Source organism: Pseudomonas sp. MF09156, assembly GCF_059862305.1.
Map to the genome: position 1 here is coordinate 1 of NZ_JCBCUR010000029.1, position 14,392 is coordinate 14,392.

A 14,392-nucleotide genomic window follows, 5' to 3' on the forward strand; every position below is an offset into this window, starting at 1 on the left:
TAAGCGCTTCGACTTCAAATGCCCAATCGAAGTTATGGGCGAGGTGATGCAGAAGGCCATGGCTATGCGGCATGATGCTCCAGCTTCAATTCAATGACCGTGTTGCACTCAGCTCCTGCAACCGCCCAGTTCTACATGGTGTACCCACTGATCATCCTTGCAGCCCGCAAGATGTTCAGCTTCAACACCACAAGAATGCTGCTAGTCGCTCTCGGCGCGGGCTCATTCGCACTTTGCCTGTACGCAAGCACACACTACCCGAACACAGCTTTCTATACGCTCCCTTCCCGGGCCTGGGAAATGATTGTTGGCGGCCTTGTCTACCTGTTCCCTGTGCATATGAAGCAATCGCACAAGCAGTCTGCCAGCGTCATTGGCCTGATCATGATCGCTGCCAGCGTCTGGTTTTTCACAGCGGCAGATGTTTGGCCGGGCTGGCTTGCCCTGCTCCCGGTGCTGGGTACCGCCCTGATGGTCTGCGCGGCAGATCAAACCTCGATCGTCACCAACAACAAAGTAGCCGGCTGGATCGGTGAAGCCTCTTACTCAATCTACCTTTGGCATTGGCCGGTTGTAGTTTTGATCGGCTACTACGGCATGGCGAACAACGCCCCAGTCGTAGCCGCGGGGATTGCTGCGTCTGTAATTCTTGGTTTTGCGTCTCTGTACCTGGTGGAAAAGCCTTCTCGGACCATCAAGGTACCGCTCTCTCAATTGCCACACCTCGCCTGCTACGCGGCCTTGGTCCTTGTAGTTGGCGCCTCGGCCTCGCTTGTATTCGTCAAGCGCGGGGTTGAATCCCGAGTCAGCGACATGGTTGCAGCAGCGGATCGAGAGCGAACCAACAAGAACCCGGCGAGCAAGAATTGCTTTATTGAGTCTGGTGTCGACTCCCCCAAGTGTGTTTTCGGCAACCCAGAGAAACCAGTCGGAGTTATCGTTATCGGTGACAGCCATGCCGATGCCATCGTCAGCGCAGTGACTGATGCTGCTGGGCCAGAACGCTCAACGCTGTACCTGGGCTATATCAGCTGCATGACGATCCCAGGCATGAAGCTGCAAGGGATGCCCGCCGATTACCAATGTGGTGACTTTGTCAGCAAGCAGATTCAGGAACTGAGTAGCACCCTGCCCGGCGTACCTTTGGTTGTTACAAACAGGTCATCCGTTTATGTCCTGGGCCATAACGAGCGCAAAGACCCAACCACTGGACCGCTGATGTATTTCAGCGAGCCCGGCCCGCTGGATGCTGCTTATAAGGAAGAATTCCGCAAGCGCTACGTGTCTTCGATGTGCGAACTTGCCAAGCACAGGCCTGTGTACGTGACCAAGCCAATTCCGGAAATGGGCGTAAACGTTCCGACCAAGCTTGCCAGGGATGAAGTGAAGTTCGGCAAGGCTGCTGACATCGCAGTATCCCTGGACAGCTATCGCGAGCGCAATGCATTTGTAGTATCGGTGATGAACGATGCGGCTGCAGCCTGTGGAATCCACCTGCTGGACCCTGAGCCTGCCCTTTGTGATGCGACCGCCTGCTATGGGTCCGTCGATGGAAAGTCGCTGTACTGGGACGACAACCACTTGAGCGAATCAGGCAACAAGAAACTGGTGCCAATGTTCAAGCAGGTGTGGAACTAGACCAGCCTGAAAAATAGAAACGCCCCAGGCTTTGCGGCCTTGGGCGTTTTTTTTGCGCCCGAGAAATTGATCGTCAGGCGTAGAACCCCGCGTTCCGGCGAATCTCCACGTCGAACTTCGCGTTGGCTGGCGCCGAACCGTTATGCAGCTGGATATCAATTGTCGTGGTGGTTTTAGCGGGAATGTAGTGTGCGAAACCGCCTACCCCCGGCGTCACTATCACGCTCACGTCATCCGCAGATTTTGCAAATTGTGCAAGCCCAGCAGTCCGGAACAGGCGGTAAAGACCACTGCCGAGGGCGGTAATACCGAAGCCAGGTGGACCGCTCAAGATCGTGCCATCTGCTGCAACCGAGAACGAGTAAGGGCGGTATAGGCATAGCCAATAAACCAATGATGTGGTTTCAGAGAAAACACATGTCTCGTTCCAGATAACCTCAGAGTAAGAGCCGACGTCCCAGTAAGGGCGAGTGGAGGACGGCACATAACCGAAGTCACTTCGGAAGATTACAGAGTCAAGGTAGATAATTGTTCGACCGGCAATACTGGTTGCATAAAGACATGTACCGACATATGCGGTAGTAGTTACTCGCTGAAACATCCCGCCATTGAATTTAACGACCTGCTGGTGACTGCTGTTATTGTCGAGGCGGAAATCTGTTGACCCCGAATTAAGCTCGGAATACCAAGCGGTAATGACAGTCATGCCGGCAGTCTGCTAGGCCTGAGCAGTAAACCAAACAGAGTTACTACCAGTCCCCATCGTGCCATTGCCTTCGGACGTTAGAACATCCAGATGTGAGGCCGATCCCAGGTCAGAAACCACACCATGTTCAGCGCAGGCATGCACACGCACGCGCCGCCAGCTCATAGCATTCGGGGCCGAGATACCGTTATCAGCCTTGGCAGTGATGCCTCGATAGCATCCGATGATGTTCACGTCTTGAAGGGTGCTGGTTAAAACATCCTCAAGAACTATGCCGCGACGCAGGTTAATTGCTGTAAAGCTGTGAATCTCGGTGTTGGCCTTAATCGCGATCCTCAAGCCACTACCGCCAACGTCTGTAGTTACCGGCGTTGTTACAGATGGGCCTACGATCGTGAAATTACCAACGCGATCAAAACCACCGAAGTTCTGCGTTACATGTGGCGGGGTCGGTAGGTAGCTGCCCTGCAGCGTGACGGCAAAGTCGTTGGTTTGGTTGCTTAAAATTGTCCCGCCTGGGGTATCTCCAGACAAGTCGATTCGCTTGCTTGAGTTGCCAGCGAAACCTACGTCGGGGTCGGCCGCATAGTCGCAGATGGCAGGAGTAAGTAGGTAATGGCCGCCATTTTGTATAACGACCTTTCCACCTTTCGCAATTGCGGCAACGATACTGGCCGAGCCCGAAGTACTCAGCGTGATCCGGTCGAGGATCCAATTGAAGAAGCCTTTGACCGTGGAGAACACCCCGGTTGGCAGTGTCGCCCCAACGTAGTCATAGCCCTCGCCCGTGGCCAGGTCCTGGACAACGCCAGGCGTACCGGATGGCCGGACGTACAGAACGTTGGCTGAGTTGTTGATTGGCCCCTGAATAGAGCCAAGCACGCTCCCGACATATTGCTCAACGGAATTTTTAGTTGCTGCGTCCTGCGGTTCCTCGGGGTCTTTGACGCTGGTAATGCGGCGGTTTTCAGCAAAGAAATAGTCGCGCCCCAGTGGCCGCTTGAGTGCCCGCGTGAACGTGGCCAGCCCCTGCTGAATGAGCATGGTCAGCTTGTCGAACACATCCTCGTGGGTTTCCGCCAGAAACTTGCCCTGGTTGCGCAGGCTGGTTTGCTGGAAAGCTTCCATTTCCCTGGACACAACCAGTTGGCCAGGGCCGGCCAGCGCCGAGGTCGTAACGATGCTCCCGCCCTGGTCATTGCCCGCGCCATTCACGGTGTAGTGCGTGCCGAGGGTCAGCGTTGAGCTGACGCCCAGCGGATCAACGTAGGTAACGACCAAGTCCTCATTGGCCAAGAACTTGAAGTAGAACGGGAAGTTGGTAGTAACCCCGTTGGTATCGAACTCCGCAATGCTGCTAATTGTATTGACGGTCACTGTCGTGACTCCTTTTCTCGGGACGAAAAAAAACCCGCTCAGTGGCGGGCTTCGTTGGCTGCTGCGGACTTACTTTTTCGGGGCCCCGTGCAACAGGGCTTTGATGAACTCGGCGGCGTCTTCAGGGGTTTCCTCGCCCACGGCAACATTCCAGAGGTACGAGCCCTGGCGGGTTAGCGGTTTTGTCGGTACGCCCAGCAGATAGCCGCCAGCGGTGACCACAGACTTGGCTGCTGCACCTGCATCCTTATCGCCGGTAACCAATCCAGTAACCGCGCCAGCGGCCTGGCGCCCTGCGTTGATGGCCTGCCATGCCGGCGATAGCGATCCGGCGTGACCACTGAGTGCTGCGCCGATGGTGTCGCGGATGACCGGGAACCCGGAAACCCCAAACCCAAGCGTGCTTTTTGCCATCCATGCGGCGGTGTTCTCGTCTTCGTCCGGCCCTTTACCGGTTAGCAGATCGCCCACCACGCCCTGGAAGAACGCCACGGCCAGCATTGCAGCGGCAGCGCTGGCCACCGTGCGCGATCCCTGCTTTGCTTCGAACGCCAGGTCGCGGTTCTGGTTGTAGTAGGCCGAGAACGGTGTATAGAACATGGTCAGCAGGCGCATGGCAGCGCCCTGGTCCTTGCGTTGGATGGCCGCAATATCCATTGCCCCGGTGCCGCCCTGGGATAGGCGCACCGCATTGTCGCCATCGAGCGCAGCGGCGGACGCTTCCTTGCCGGCGGCCAGGCCTTCGCGGTAACTGGCCATCCAGATTGCGCCGGAAATGCCGCGATCCAGGTAGCCCAGCAGGTTGAACGAGAACCGCACCAGGTCGTCACGCTTGCGGAAGAATGCGTTTTTGCCGATCAGGTCAGCCATGCTTGAAGCCAGTCGGCCGTCCTCCATATCCCAACGAAGGCGCATCGCCGGCGATGCATCGGTAATCATTCTGTACATCTCGACGGGCGACCGGATGCCATCGAGCAGACTTTGAGCCAACAGCTTCGGCTTGACGTACAGCAGGCCCGGGATCAGGCCGCCGACCTGCGCCAGCAAGGTGGTGCTGGAAAGGCCCAGGCCCACGATGGACGTATTTGTCCTGGCCGCGTCGAGGAACCGATTGAAGTTGCCGGTTTCCGGTGGGTTGCGGTCATTGGCTATGGCCTTCAACCACGGCAGGAACGAATCCGCGCCGCGCGGGCCAAGCTTGTCGAGAAGCACCGCCCTGATTTGGGGATCTTTGGTCAGGCGGTGGGCATCCTGCAGCGCTTCCCGGTGTGTCAGGTCGTGGACGTGCTGGGCCAGGCGCTGGGGAATGGCGCTCAAATCCAGCAGCAACGGCCCGCTGGCGTTGTCGTTACGCTGATTGGTGAACCCGTTGGACGGTAGCGCCCCCTCGAAACCCTCGTTGAACAGCTCGCCGCCCACCTGCTTCGCCGGGGTTGGGGATGAAGAAAAAACCGGCCCATGTGGCCGGTTTTTTTATGCCTGGAATTTGCCAGTAAAACCCGCAATCCCCCCCCCTCCTGCAGCCTTGTCCCGCGCTCATACACTGCTTGCTTGCAGCACCTGCCGGCGCAGAAGCTCAACATCACGCTGCCTGGCTATTTGCTCAACCGAATTGACGGGTACGTACTGCATCCCCCGGAAGAAAAAAGCCGCTCGGGGTTCCTCGCGTCGCCAGCGTTGAAGTTACTGTAACAACAGCGGTGACACCGCCGAATTTGACCGCAAGAAACGTAGTTCACCCACCCGCGATGAGCGCTAAAGTGCAGGCCTGTCCGCTAAATGATCCGCGCAACAAGGAGCCCACTCATGCCGTGTGAATACAAACTGATGCCCTCCCCCGTCGGCCAACTGACCCTGGTTGCCCGCAACGGCAAGCTCGCCGCCATCCTGTGGGAAACCGAGCGCGCCAACCGTGTGCGCCTGGGCGAACTGGTAGAGGTCAACCACAGCCCGGTGCTGCTGGAGGCCGAGCGACAGTTGAACGAGTATTTTGCCGGCACCCGCGACCGCTTCGAGCTGGAACTGGACTTTGACGGTACCGAGTTCCAGAAAAAAGTCTGGAGCGCACTGTTGACCATTCCTTTCGGTGAGACCCGCAGCTACAGCCAGATCGCTACGCAGATCGGCAACCCCAAGGCCGTGCGCGCGGTCGGTGCGGCGAACGGGCGCAATCCGATTTCGATCGTCGCGCCCTGCCATCGGGTGATCGGTGCTTCGGGCGGGCTGACCGGGTTTGCCGGCGGGCTTGAAGCCAAGCAGTATTTGCTGACCCTCGAGGATGGCGAGGCTACAAGGTCGTTGTTCTGACAGCCACCAAGCGCTAGGGCTGATCAGCCTTGGAATCCTTCAACTGCACCGAGGATTTGCTGCCGTCGGTGTTGTCTTGGGTTTCATTGTTAGAACTGTCGAAACAGCCTTGCAACAGCACCAGGCAGCAGGCCAGGCAGAGAGTACGAGAGAGGCTCATGATCACGCTTCCATTTTGACGGGGTGATGAAATAGTGACCGGTCTACACCAGCAGGGTTCGATGCCTGCGCCTCGAACCTGCCCAACGGTTGCACAGCCCCGTCAAATTCATGCAGGTCAACAATTGTAAAAAGAAATTTCAGCGTGCCGCCACGGTCAGTACTTCATCAGCACCTACCTGGAGCATCACCATGAAGTTCTCGACCCTTTCCCAATCCCTGGCCCGCTGGGCAGGCAGCGCCCGTACCTTCTTTGCGGCAGTGGTGTTGATTGTGCTGTGGGGCGTCAGCGGCCCTTGGTTTCACTACAACGACACATGGCAATTGGTGGTCAACACGTCCACTACCATCATCACCTTCCTGATGGTGTTCCTGATCCAGAACACCCAGAACCGTGACAGCGACATGTTGCATATCAAGATTGATGAGTTGCTGCGGGTGACCAAGGATGCACAGAACGCGGTACTGAGCCTCGATGGCCTGGACTTCAAAGCCCTGGAAAAACTGCGCAGCGAATACCGTACCCTGGGCGAGCGCCAAACCGTCAGCCTCGGCGGCGACAGCACAGCAGCGGACCCAGGCGGCTCAGTCAAGACCGACCTGAACCAGGCATAAAAAAACGGCGGCTGGATCAGCTCCAACCGCCGCTTGCATGACCAGGCCCGCGATCAACCGTCGCCGTTACGGCTCTTGCCATAGGATGAAGCCAGCGCCCGGGCTTTTTCCAGGCGGGTTTCCAGCTTGGGCAGGGTTTCGTCAACCAATGCCTTTATTTCGGGGATGTCCGACGCCGCGCCTTCCTGCTTGAACAGCGCGATTGCATCTTCGTTGGCCTTGACCTGCTGGGCTGTGTAGGCGGCGTCGAAGGAATCGCCATCGGTCAGTTCAGGCATCAGGGTTTCGGCCTTGTCGACGATCTGGTCGCGAGGTGCCACTGGCAGGTCGAGTTTTTTCGCAATGGCCGCCAAATGTTGATTGGCCAGGGTGCGTTCGTTGATGACCTCGATGGTGTAGTCCTTGATCTCCTGGGACGAGGTCTTGGCGTGGGCCATGCGGCTGGTTTCGATATCGGCCATGCCCTTGGCCGAGGCCTGTTCGATGAATTCGGCCGGCCCTTGGGCGAAAGCATTGCTGGCGCCGAGGCCCAGCAGCATCGCGAAAGTGGCGGTGCGTAACCGGATAGCCATGCGGCTCATGATGGGTTCCTCCAGGTAATAAAGACATGCCGGGGAACGAGCCCCGCCCTGAATCTGAATTTTCAGGGCGGCAAAGGTTTAGAAAAAACTTGCTGGTGCGACGAACGGTCGTCGCTGCTCAGGAGGTTTTACTGCCCAGCAAGCCCGGCAGTGCGTGAGCCAGGGCATTGATCGCAAAACCGATGAACATCACGCCGCACAGCTTGGTGATCAACACTTCATGGCGCTGATACACCGTGCGCACCTGCCGCGCGCCCACCACGCCGATCAGGATCCCGTAAGCCAGCAGGCCACCGAAAAAGCTCAGGACAATCAACCACGGCAACATGCCCCAGGTCAGCAACTCGGCCCGGCTCGACAGCAACGCGGTGAACGTAGCCACGGCTACCGGGTACGCCTTGGGGTTGGTCAGGCCAAACAAAATGCCATGCCAGAACGGTTGGCGCGCGGCGCCCTGGGCAGCCTCGCCGCTGCGGCTGCGGGTACGAATCGCCCGAATGCCCAGCCAAAACAGATACAGCGCGCTGAGCACACCCAATACATCAAACGCACTGCTGCCGATTTCCCGGGCACCGACAATCGCCACCAACGCGGTGCTACACCACACCACATCACCCAACAGGTGCCCGCACAGAAAACCCGCGCCGGCCCGACGCCCGCGCGCCGCCCCAATGCCAAATACCGCCAGCACCCCGGGCCCCGGCGTGATGCCATAGATAAAGCCCGAGGCGATGACGGCAAACAGCAATGATGAAGTCATGGGTAACACGCTCAGATAAATAAGAGGGGCGCGTCGATTGTGCACAATCCATCCGGCACTGCAATGCTAGGCCGCGCGTTTGGCCAACACGTCTTGCACTTGGGCGATCAACCACTGCAAGGCGCCATCCCCACCACGGCGTTTATGCCAGGCCAAGACAAAACCGAAGGACGGGATATGGAACGGCGGCGGCACCACCAGCAAGTGCCGGGAGTCGATGTTCAGCAGCCCCTGGGAAGACACGGTGAGGATCAGGTCAGTGCCCTGGATCAACTGCGGTGCGATGCCCCAGTGGGGCAGGCTGATTGCCACGTGGCGCCGTTCACGGATCGCGGTCAGTGCCCGTTCGATTTCCGGGGTGCCGCTACCGCGCATTTCCAGCAGCACATGGGGCCGCGCGAGATAAGTGGGCAAGTCGAGCACACCGCCTGCGGGCAAGCTGTCGCGGTCGACCAGGCAGGCGTAGTGCTCCTCGAACAACGGCGTGCTGCGCAGCTCGGCGGGCAGGTCGGGAAATACCCCGGCCGCGAGGTCGATCTCACCACTGAGCACCCCTTCCTGCATGCCTTCGCGACTGGCGTGGGTGATGGCCAGGTCAATCCCCGGCGCCTGCTCGCGCAGCGCCCGTGCCAGCCCGGGTAACAGCAGCGCCGCGCCGTAATCGGACATGGCCAGGCGAAACGTACGCCTGGCCGACGCCGGGTCGAAGCGGTTCGGCGCCAGCAACGACTGGACCTGGGCCAGCGCATCGGCCAGCGGCGCCGCCAGCTCCAATGCGCGGGCGGTGGCGACCAGGCCGCCACCCTGGCGCACCAGCAATGGGTCGCCCAGCAGATCCCGCAACCGCGCCAGCGCGTGGCTTACCGCCGGCTGGCTCAGATGCAGGCGCTCGGCGGCGCGGGTGACGTGCTGCTCGCTGAGCAGGGCGTCCAGGATCACCAGCAGGTTGAGGTCGATGCGGCGCAAATCATTCATGGCATGCATGTTCAGCATAAGAACTTGGAATTTAAATCTGCGTGACGAATACCGTACAGTCCAGTAAAACCTTTGGGAGATTGATCATGACCACGTTGCATTGGCTGGGCTTGTTGCTGTTGGCGGTGATTGCCGGGGCGGTGGTGCCGTTTCAAAGCGCGATCAATGCCAACCTCGGGCGCGGCCTCGGGCATCCGTTGTGGGCGACCCTGGCCTCACTGCTGGTGAGTATCCTGGTGCTGTTGCCAGTGATCCTGGCGCTACGCCTGCCGCTGCCAAGCCTCGGTTTTATCAGCGCGCCGCTGTGGATGTGGACCGGAGGCGCATTCGGTGTGTGTTTTATCTCCCTGGCCCTGGTCCTTTTGCCCAAACTCGGGGCATCGGGATTTATCGCCCTGGCCATGACCGGGCAAATCCTCGCCTCGTTGTTACTCGATCACTTTGGCTTGTTTGGCTTGGTGGAACGACAACTGACCGCGCCGCGCCTGCTCGGCGTGCTGATGCTGATCGGTGGGGTGGCGTTGATTCAGTTCAGCACCGCGCCCGCCAAGGCCTTGGCCGCTGCGGGCTGAGCCACAGCCATCACCGCCCCTCGGCGGCCAGGCGATGGATGTCAGCAGGCTCGATCACCGGTTGCGGTGCGCCATGGCGGACCACACTGAGCATCGCCCGGCCCACGGTCTCGGTACTCACCACCCAGGCCGGCCGCACGCGACGCACCAGTGACAGCAGCGGCCCGATCAGGTTGTAGATCGTCTGGTACAGCGCGGTTTTCGAGCGCACGCCATGCAGCGGCTGGATGATCCCCGGCCGGAACACATACACCGCCTTGAACGGCAGGCGCAGCAAGGCATTCTCGGTCTTGCCCTTGACCCGCGCCCACATCACCTTGCCCTGCTCGGAACTGTCGGTGCCGGCACCGGACACGTACACAAAGGTCATCTGCGGATTGAGCCGCGCCAGGGTGCTGGCAGCGACCAGGGTCAGGTCATAGGTCTGGCGGGTGTAGGTGGCTTCATCCATGCCCACCGACGACGTCCCCAGGCAAAACAGGCAGGCATCAAAACCTTGCAGCAGATGCTCCAGGGGTTGGAAGTCGAACATATCGGCATGCAACACCTGGTGCAGCTTGCCATGCTCCTGGGTCAACGCCGTGCGCCCTACGGCCACCACTTCCTGCACATCAGCGGCCAGCAGACACTCACGCAACACGCCCTGGCCGACCATGCCGGTGGCGCCGAATAGCAGAACTCTCATAGGGGGCCCTCAGTGGCGAGCTTCAAGTTAAGCGCTGTACGAGGTGCTCAGGTTAACAGCTTGTCGCTTGAAGCTTGCTACTTGCCGCTGCCCCACTCAAAACGCGCTACGGAAAATCTCCTCGATCTGGCGCTGATCCGCCCGCCGTGGGTTGGTCAGGCCGCACGCGTCCTTGAGGGCGTTGGTCGCCAGCAGCGGGATGTCTTGCAGCTTGGCGCCCAGTTCGCGCAGGCCGGCCGGGATGTCGACGTCCTGGGACAGGCAGCGGATCGCCGCGATGGCCGCTTGTGCGCCCTCTTCGAAGGTGGCGTGTTTGTCGGTCACGCCCAGGGCGCGGCCAACGTCACTCAGGCGTGCCGCGCTGACGCTGGCGTTGAAGCTTTGCACGTGGGGCAACAGCACCGCGTTACACACGCCGTGGGGCAGGTCGTAGAGGCCGCCCAACTGGTGAGCCATGGCGTGGACAAAACCCAGGGAGGCGTTGTTGAAGGCCATGCCGGCGAGAAATTGCGCATAGGCCATGTTTTCCCGCGCGGCCATATCGCTGCCGTCGCGCACGGCCAGGCGCAGGTTGGCGCTGATCAGCTCGATGGCCTTGATCGCGCAGGCGTCGGTGATCGGGTTGGCCGCCGTGGACACATAGGCTTCGATGGCGTGGGTCAGCGCGTCCATGCCGGTGGCGGCGGTCAGGCCCTTGGGCATGGCGACCATCAGCGCCGGGTCGTTGACCGACAGCAGCGGCGTGACGTTGCGGTCGACGATGGCCATTTTCACGTGGCGGGTTTCGTCGGTGATGATGCAAAAACGCGTCATTTCGCTGGCGGTGCCGGCGGTGGTGTTGATCGCGACCAAAGGCAGCTGCGGCTTGCTCGACTGGTCGACCCCTTCGTAGTCGCCGATATGCCCGCCATTGGTGGCACACAGGGCAATGCCCTTGGCGCAGTCATGGGGCGAACCACCACCCAACGACACCACAAAATCGCAGGCACTTTGCTGCAGCAACGCCAGGCCGTTCTCGACGTTCTCCACGTTGGGGTTGGGTTTGGCACCGTCGTAAATCACCGAATCGATGTCCTGCATTGCCAGCTTCTCGGCAATCATGCTGGCCACGCCCGCCCTGGCCAGGCCGGCGTCGGTGACAATCAGCGCCTTGCGAAAGCCGTAATTGCGGATCGCGCTCATGGCTTCGTCGAGGCAGTCGATGCCCATGATGTTGACGGCGGGAATGAAGAACGTGCTGCTCATGATGAACCCTCGGGGATACGTTGATGCCTACAGCATCAACCCCACCCGCCTGCGGCATCTTGACCAAGATCAACGCCCGCCCGTGATAAAGTCACCACCCAGCCGTTTTTGAGTAGACCCGCCGCAATGAAGGATTTCCAGGATATCGACGCCACCCTTGAAGACTGGAACGCACTGCGCAACAGCATCGCCTTCGACGCCATCCTGATCGGCAACGGTGCCAGTCGCGCGGTGTGGGAAGATTTTGCCTACGACTCGCTGTTTGAAAACGCGCGCACCGTCGAAGAAAAGCCCCTCAGCGCTTCCGAACTGAGCGTGTTTGACGCGATGCAGACCCGCAGCTTCGAGCAGGTGCTGGGCGCCCTGAAAACCACCAGCCGCGTCAACAAAGCCCTGGCCGTCAGCTCCGCCGCGCCGCGCAATCGCTACTACGCGATCAAGGAAGCGCTGATCAATACCATCCACGCCGTGCATATCCCCTGGCGCCTGGTGCAGCCGTCGACCCTGGCCACGATCAACCAGGAACTGGCGAGCTACAAGACGGTGTTCACCAGCAATTACGACCTGCTCAACTACTGGTCGATTCTGCACACACCGGGCATCGACGACCTGTTTCGCGGCGCCGAATCACGTTTTGACCTGCGCGATACCGCTACCGCCGCGACGCGCATCCTGTACCTGCACGGCGGCCTGCACCTGGTGCGCAACCTGGATGGCTCGGCGCGCAAATTGCCGTCCACTGACAGCACGTTGCTCAGCAGTTTTGCCATCAACAACACGATCAAGACCCTCGACGATGTACCGCTGTTCATCAACGAAGGCCCCAGCAGCGAGAAACTCAAGAGCATTCGCAGTTCGGATTACCTGGCGTTCTGCTATGAGCAATTGCTGGGACAGGCAGGTGCGCTGTGCATCTTCGGCCATCACCTGAGCGAACAGGACGGGCACTTGGTGGAGGCGATTCGCCGGTCGCCGATCAAGACCCTGGCGATCTCGGTATTTGGCCGCAGCGACGGTTTTATCCAGCAGCAAAAGCGGCGGTATGCCGCGCTGTTCGAAGGGATGGAGGTGGAGCTCAGGTTCTTTGCGGCGCGCAGCCATGCGCTGGGCAAGCCGGCATTGTCGGTGCCGGTCGAGCACTGATCCCAGCCTAACTGGAGACCCCATGTGGGAGCGGGCTTGCTCGCGATAGCGGTGGGTCAGACGCTGGATGTGTTGAATGACACACCGCTTTCGCGAGCAAGCCCGCTCCCACACAAGCCAGCTCCCACATTGACCGAGTTCCAACCCAGCATCGGCGTTATTCCTCGGCGCTGTGCACCACCACCAGCAACTGCGCCTGCACCTCGCCCACCGAGCGGATCCGGTGGGGCTTTTGCGCATTGAAGTGCAACGCATCACCGCGCTCGAGCAGCACCCGTTCGTTCATGAAGTCCACTTCCACCCGGCCTTCATGCACAAACAGAAACTCCTCCCCCAAATGCTCCTTGAAGGTCTTGTCGCTGAATTCTGCCGGCGGGTAGATGATGAACGGCAACAGGCTGCGCTCGCTGACCTGGTGGGCCAGCACCGCGTAACCCGGTGCAGTGTCGGGCCGCTCGTGGCTGCGCACCAGGCTGTAGCTGTCGAGGCTGACGCTGTCTTCGCTGAACAGCTCCTCGACCTTGACGTTCAACGCCTTGGCCAGTTTCAGCGCAGCGGCAATTGACGGGGTGTTCAAGCCACGTTCGACTTTGGACAGGTAGCTCTTGGTCATCCCGGATTTTTCGGCCAATGCCTCCAAGGTGACACCGAGTTTTTTTCTCAATAATTTCAAACGGATAGACATGCGCAGCGATTAATCCAAGCAGGAGGCGATGATTATTGCTTGCCAATGACACATTGTGTCATATAGCCTCTTTAGTGTCATTTGCAGAACCCAACGACCTTGCGAGCAGCGGGAACCAGCAAATCGACGTCCAATGAACCACCCAAAGGACACCGATATGGCCAAGACATTAGCACTCCCCAAAGAACAACTGGTCAAGCAAGCGCTGACCCAGATGCAAAGTACCCTGGCGGATAATACGTGGACCGACCGGCAAAAGCTGGCCCTGACCTGCCGTATTCTGTTCGAGAACGGCCACGACTCGGGCCTGGCCGGGCAGATCACCGCCCGCGGCCCGCAGCCTGGCACCTACTACACCCAGCAACTGGGCCTGGGTTTCGATGAAATCACCGCCAGCAACCTGCTGCTGGTCAACGAAGACCTGGAAGTGTTGGAAGGCCACGGCATGCCCAACCCGGCCAACCGTTTTCACAGCTGGGTGTACCGTGGCCGGCCGGATGTGAACTGCATCATCCACACCCACCCGACCCACATCGCCGCGCTGTCGATGCTCGAAGTACCGCTGCAGGTGTCACACATGGACCTGTGCCCGCTGTACGAAGACTGTGCGTTCCTCGAAGCCTGGCCGGGTGTGCCGGTGGGTAACGAAGAAGGCGAAATCATCACCGAGGCCCTGGGCGACAAGCGCGCCATCCTGCTGTCGCACCACGGCCAGTTGTCCACCGGAAGCACCATCGAAGAAGCCTGCGTGATCGCGCAATTGATCGAACGGGCGGCCAAACTGCAATTGCTGGCCATGGCCGCCGGGACCGTCAAGCCGATCCTGCCGCAGTTGGGACGCGAGGCCCATGACTGGATCTCCAAGCCCAAGCGCCACGGCGCCGCGTTCAACTACTACGCTCGGCAGAACCTGCGCCAACACGCCGATTGCCTGAACTGAAGCC

Annotated in this window: 16 protein-coding genes and 1 pseudogene; 7 read left to right on the plus strand and 10 right to left on the minus strand. The window is 59.8% G+C overall.

Annotated features, from left to right (window positions below):
- The first annotated feature begins 93 nt into the window (after positions 1 to 93).
- Complete coding sequence (locus AC19YY_RS29780; RefSeq protein WP_500605226.1) at positions 94 to 1,638, plus strand: acyltransferase family protein; 1,545 nt, start codon at positions 94 to 96, stop codon at positions 1,636 to 1,638.
- 73 nt (positions 1,639 to 1,711) lie between these two features.
- Here AC19YY_RS29780 and AC19YY_RS29785 read toward each other — a convergent pair whose 3' ends face one another.
- The 3 genes from AC19YY_RS29785 to AC19YY_RS29795 all read right to left on the minus strand — a co-directional run bounded on the left by AC19YY_RS29785 (position 1,712) and on the right by AC19YY_RS29795 (position 5,140).
- A complete protein-coding gene (locus AC19YY_RS29785) occupies positions 1,712 to 2,344 on the minus strand; it encodes a hypothetical protein (RefSeq protein WP_500605227.1) in 633 nt (210 codons plus the stop codon).
- 12 nt (positions 2,345 to 2,356) lie between these two features.
- A complete protein-coding gene (locus AC19YY_RS29790) occupies positions 2,357 to 3,721 on the minus strand; it encodes a hypothetical protein (RefSeq protein ID WP_500605228.1) in 1,365 nt (454 codons plus the stop codon).
- A 69-nt stretch (positions 3,722 to 3,790) separates the two neighbouring features.
- The gene (locus tag AC19YY_RS29795) at positions 3,791 to 5,140 is read right to left on the minus strand and encodes a hypothetical protein (protein WP_500605229.1); all 1,350 of its coding nucleotides are present in this window, start codon (positions 5,138 to 5,140) and stop codon (positions 3,791 to 3,793) included.
- Between the two features lie 147 nt (positions 5,141 to 5,287).
- Here AC19YY_RS29795 and AC19YY_RS29800 point away from each other — a divergent pair.
- Both AC19YY_RS29800 and AC19YY_RS29805 read left to right on the plus strand, forming a co-directional pair.
- Positions 5,288 to 5,413: pseudogene (locus tag AC19YY_RS29800) on the plus strand (type II toxin-antitoxin system HicB family antitoxin); the annotation flags it as partial.
- Positions 5,414 to 5,527: 114 nt separating this feature from the next.
- Positions 5,528 to 6,028, plus strand: a complete 501-nt coding sequence (locus AC19YY_RS29805; protein WP_169956756.1) for a methylated-DNA--[protein]-cysteine S-methyltransferase — start codon at positions 5,528 to 5,530, stop codon at positions 6,026 to 6,028.
- Between the two features lie 13 nt (positions 6,029 to 6,041).
- Here AC19YY_RS29805 and AC19YY_RS29810 read toward each other — a convergent pair whose 3' ends face one another.
- Positions 6,042 to 6,188 carry a hypothetical protein gene (locus AC19YY_RS29810; protein ID WP_169956758.1) on the minus strand — a complete coding sequence of 49 codons (147 nt, stop codon included), beginning with the start codon at positions 6,186 to 6,188 and terminating at the stop codon, positions 6,042 to 6,044.
- 191 nt (positions 6,189 to 6,379) lie between these two features.
- Between AC19YY_RS29810 and AC19YY_RS29815 the strand changes: the two genes are divergently transcribed.
- Entirely contained in the window at positions 6,380 to 6,802 is a 423-nt protein-coding gene (locus AC19YY_RS29815; protein WP_170042876.1) for a low affinity iron permease family protein, read from the plus strand.
- A gap of 53 nt (positions 6,803 to 6,855) precedes the next feature.
- Here the strand turns inward: AC19YY_RS29815 and AC19YY_RS29820 are convergent, their stop codons facing one another.
- From AC19YY_RS29820 to AC19YY_RS29830, 3 genes are all read right to left on the minus strand, one after another.
- Positions 6,856 to 7,383 carry a DUF4142 domain-containing protein gene (locus tag AC19YY_RS29820; protein ID WP_169956762.1) on the minus strand — a complete coding sequence of 176 codons (528 nt, stop codon included), beginning with the start codon at positions 7,381 to 7,383 and terminating at the stop codon, positions 6,856 to 6,858.
- A 118-nt stretch (positions 7,384 to 7,501) separates the two neighbouring features.
- A complete protein-coding gene (locus AC19YY_RS29825; protein WP_170042877.1) occupies positions 7,502 to 8,143 on the minus strand; it encodes a LysE family translocator in 642 nt (213 codons plus the stop codon).
- A gap of 66 nt (positions 8,144 to 8,209) precedes the next feature.
- On the minus strand, positions 8,210 to 9,127 hold the full coding sequence (locus AC19YY_RS29830; RefSeq protein WP_500605237.1) for a LysR family transcriptional regulator: 918 nt from the start codon (positions 9,125 to 9,127) through the stop codon (positions 8,210 to 8,212).
- Positions 9,128 to 9,204: 77 nt separating this feature from the next.
- Here AC19YY_RS29830 and AC19YY_RS29835 point away from each other — a divergent pair, with 77 nt between their 5' ends.
- Positions 9,205 to 9,690, plus strand: coding sequence for a DMT family transporter (locus AC19YY_RS29835; protein WP_500605230.1), 486 nt, complete (start codon positions 9,205 to 9,207; stop codon positions 9,688 to 9,690).
- Positions 9,691 to 9,700: 10 nt separating this feature from the next.
- Here AC19YY_RS29835 and AC19YY_RS29840 read toward each other — a convergent pair whose 3' ends face one another.
- Positions 9,701 to 10,375, minus strand: a complete 675-nt coding sequence (locus AC19YY_RS29840) for an NAD(P)H-binding protein (protein ID WP_169956770.1) — start codon at positions 10,373 to 10,375, stop codon at positions 9,701 to 9,703.
- 96 nt (positions 10,376 to 10,471) lie between these two features.
- On the minus strand, positions 10,472 to 11,620 hold the full coding sequence (yiaY, locus tag AC19YY_RS29845; protein ID WP_492634237.1) for an L-threonine dehydrogenase: 1,149 nt from the start codon (positions 11,618 to 11,620) through the stop codon (positions 10,472 to 10,474).
- A 126-nt stretch (positions 11,621 to 11,746) separates the two neighbouring features.
- Here yiaY and AC19YY_RS29850 point away from each other — a divergent pair, with 126 nt between their 5' ends.
- Positions 11,747 to 12,763 carry a DUF4917 family protein gene (locus tag AC19YY_RS29850; RefSeq protein ID WP_500605231.1) on the plus strand — a complete coding sequence of 339 codons (1,017 nt, stop codon included), beginning with the start codon at positions 11,747 to 11,749 and terminating at the stop codon, positions 12,761 to 12,763.
- Between the two features lie 157 nt (positions 12,764 to 12,920).
- Here AC19YY_RS29850 and AC19YY_RS29855 read toward each other — a convergent pair whose 3' ends face one another.
- A complete protein-coding gene (locus tag AC19YY_RS29855) occupies positions 12,921 to 13,448 on the minus strand; it encodes a helix-turn-helix domain-containing protein (protein ID WP_169956775.1) in 528 nt (175 codons plus the stop codon).
- Positions 13,449 to 13,605: 157 nt separating this feature from the next.
- On the opposite strand from AC19YY_RS29855, the gene AC19YY_RS29860 reads away from it, so the two are divergent.
- On the plus strand, positions 13,606 to 14,388 hold the full coding sequence (locus tag AC19YY_RS29860) for an aldolase (RefSeq protein ID WP_169956777.1): 783 nt from the start codon (positions 13,606 to 13,608) through the stop codon (positions 14,386 to 14,388).
- The last annotated feature ends 4 nt before the right edge of the window (positions 14,389 to 14,392 follow it).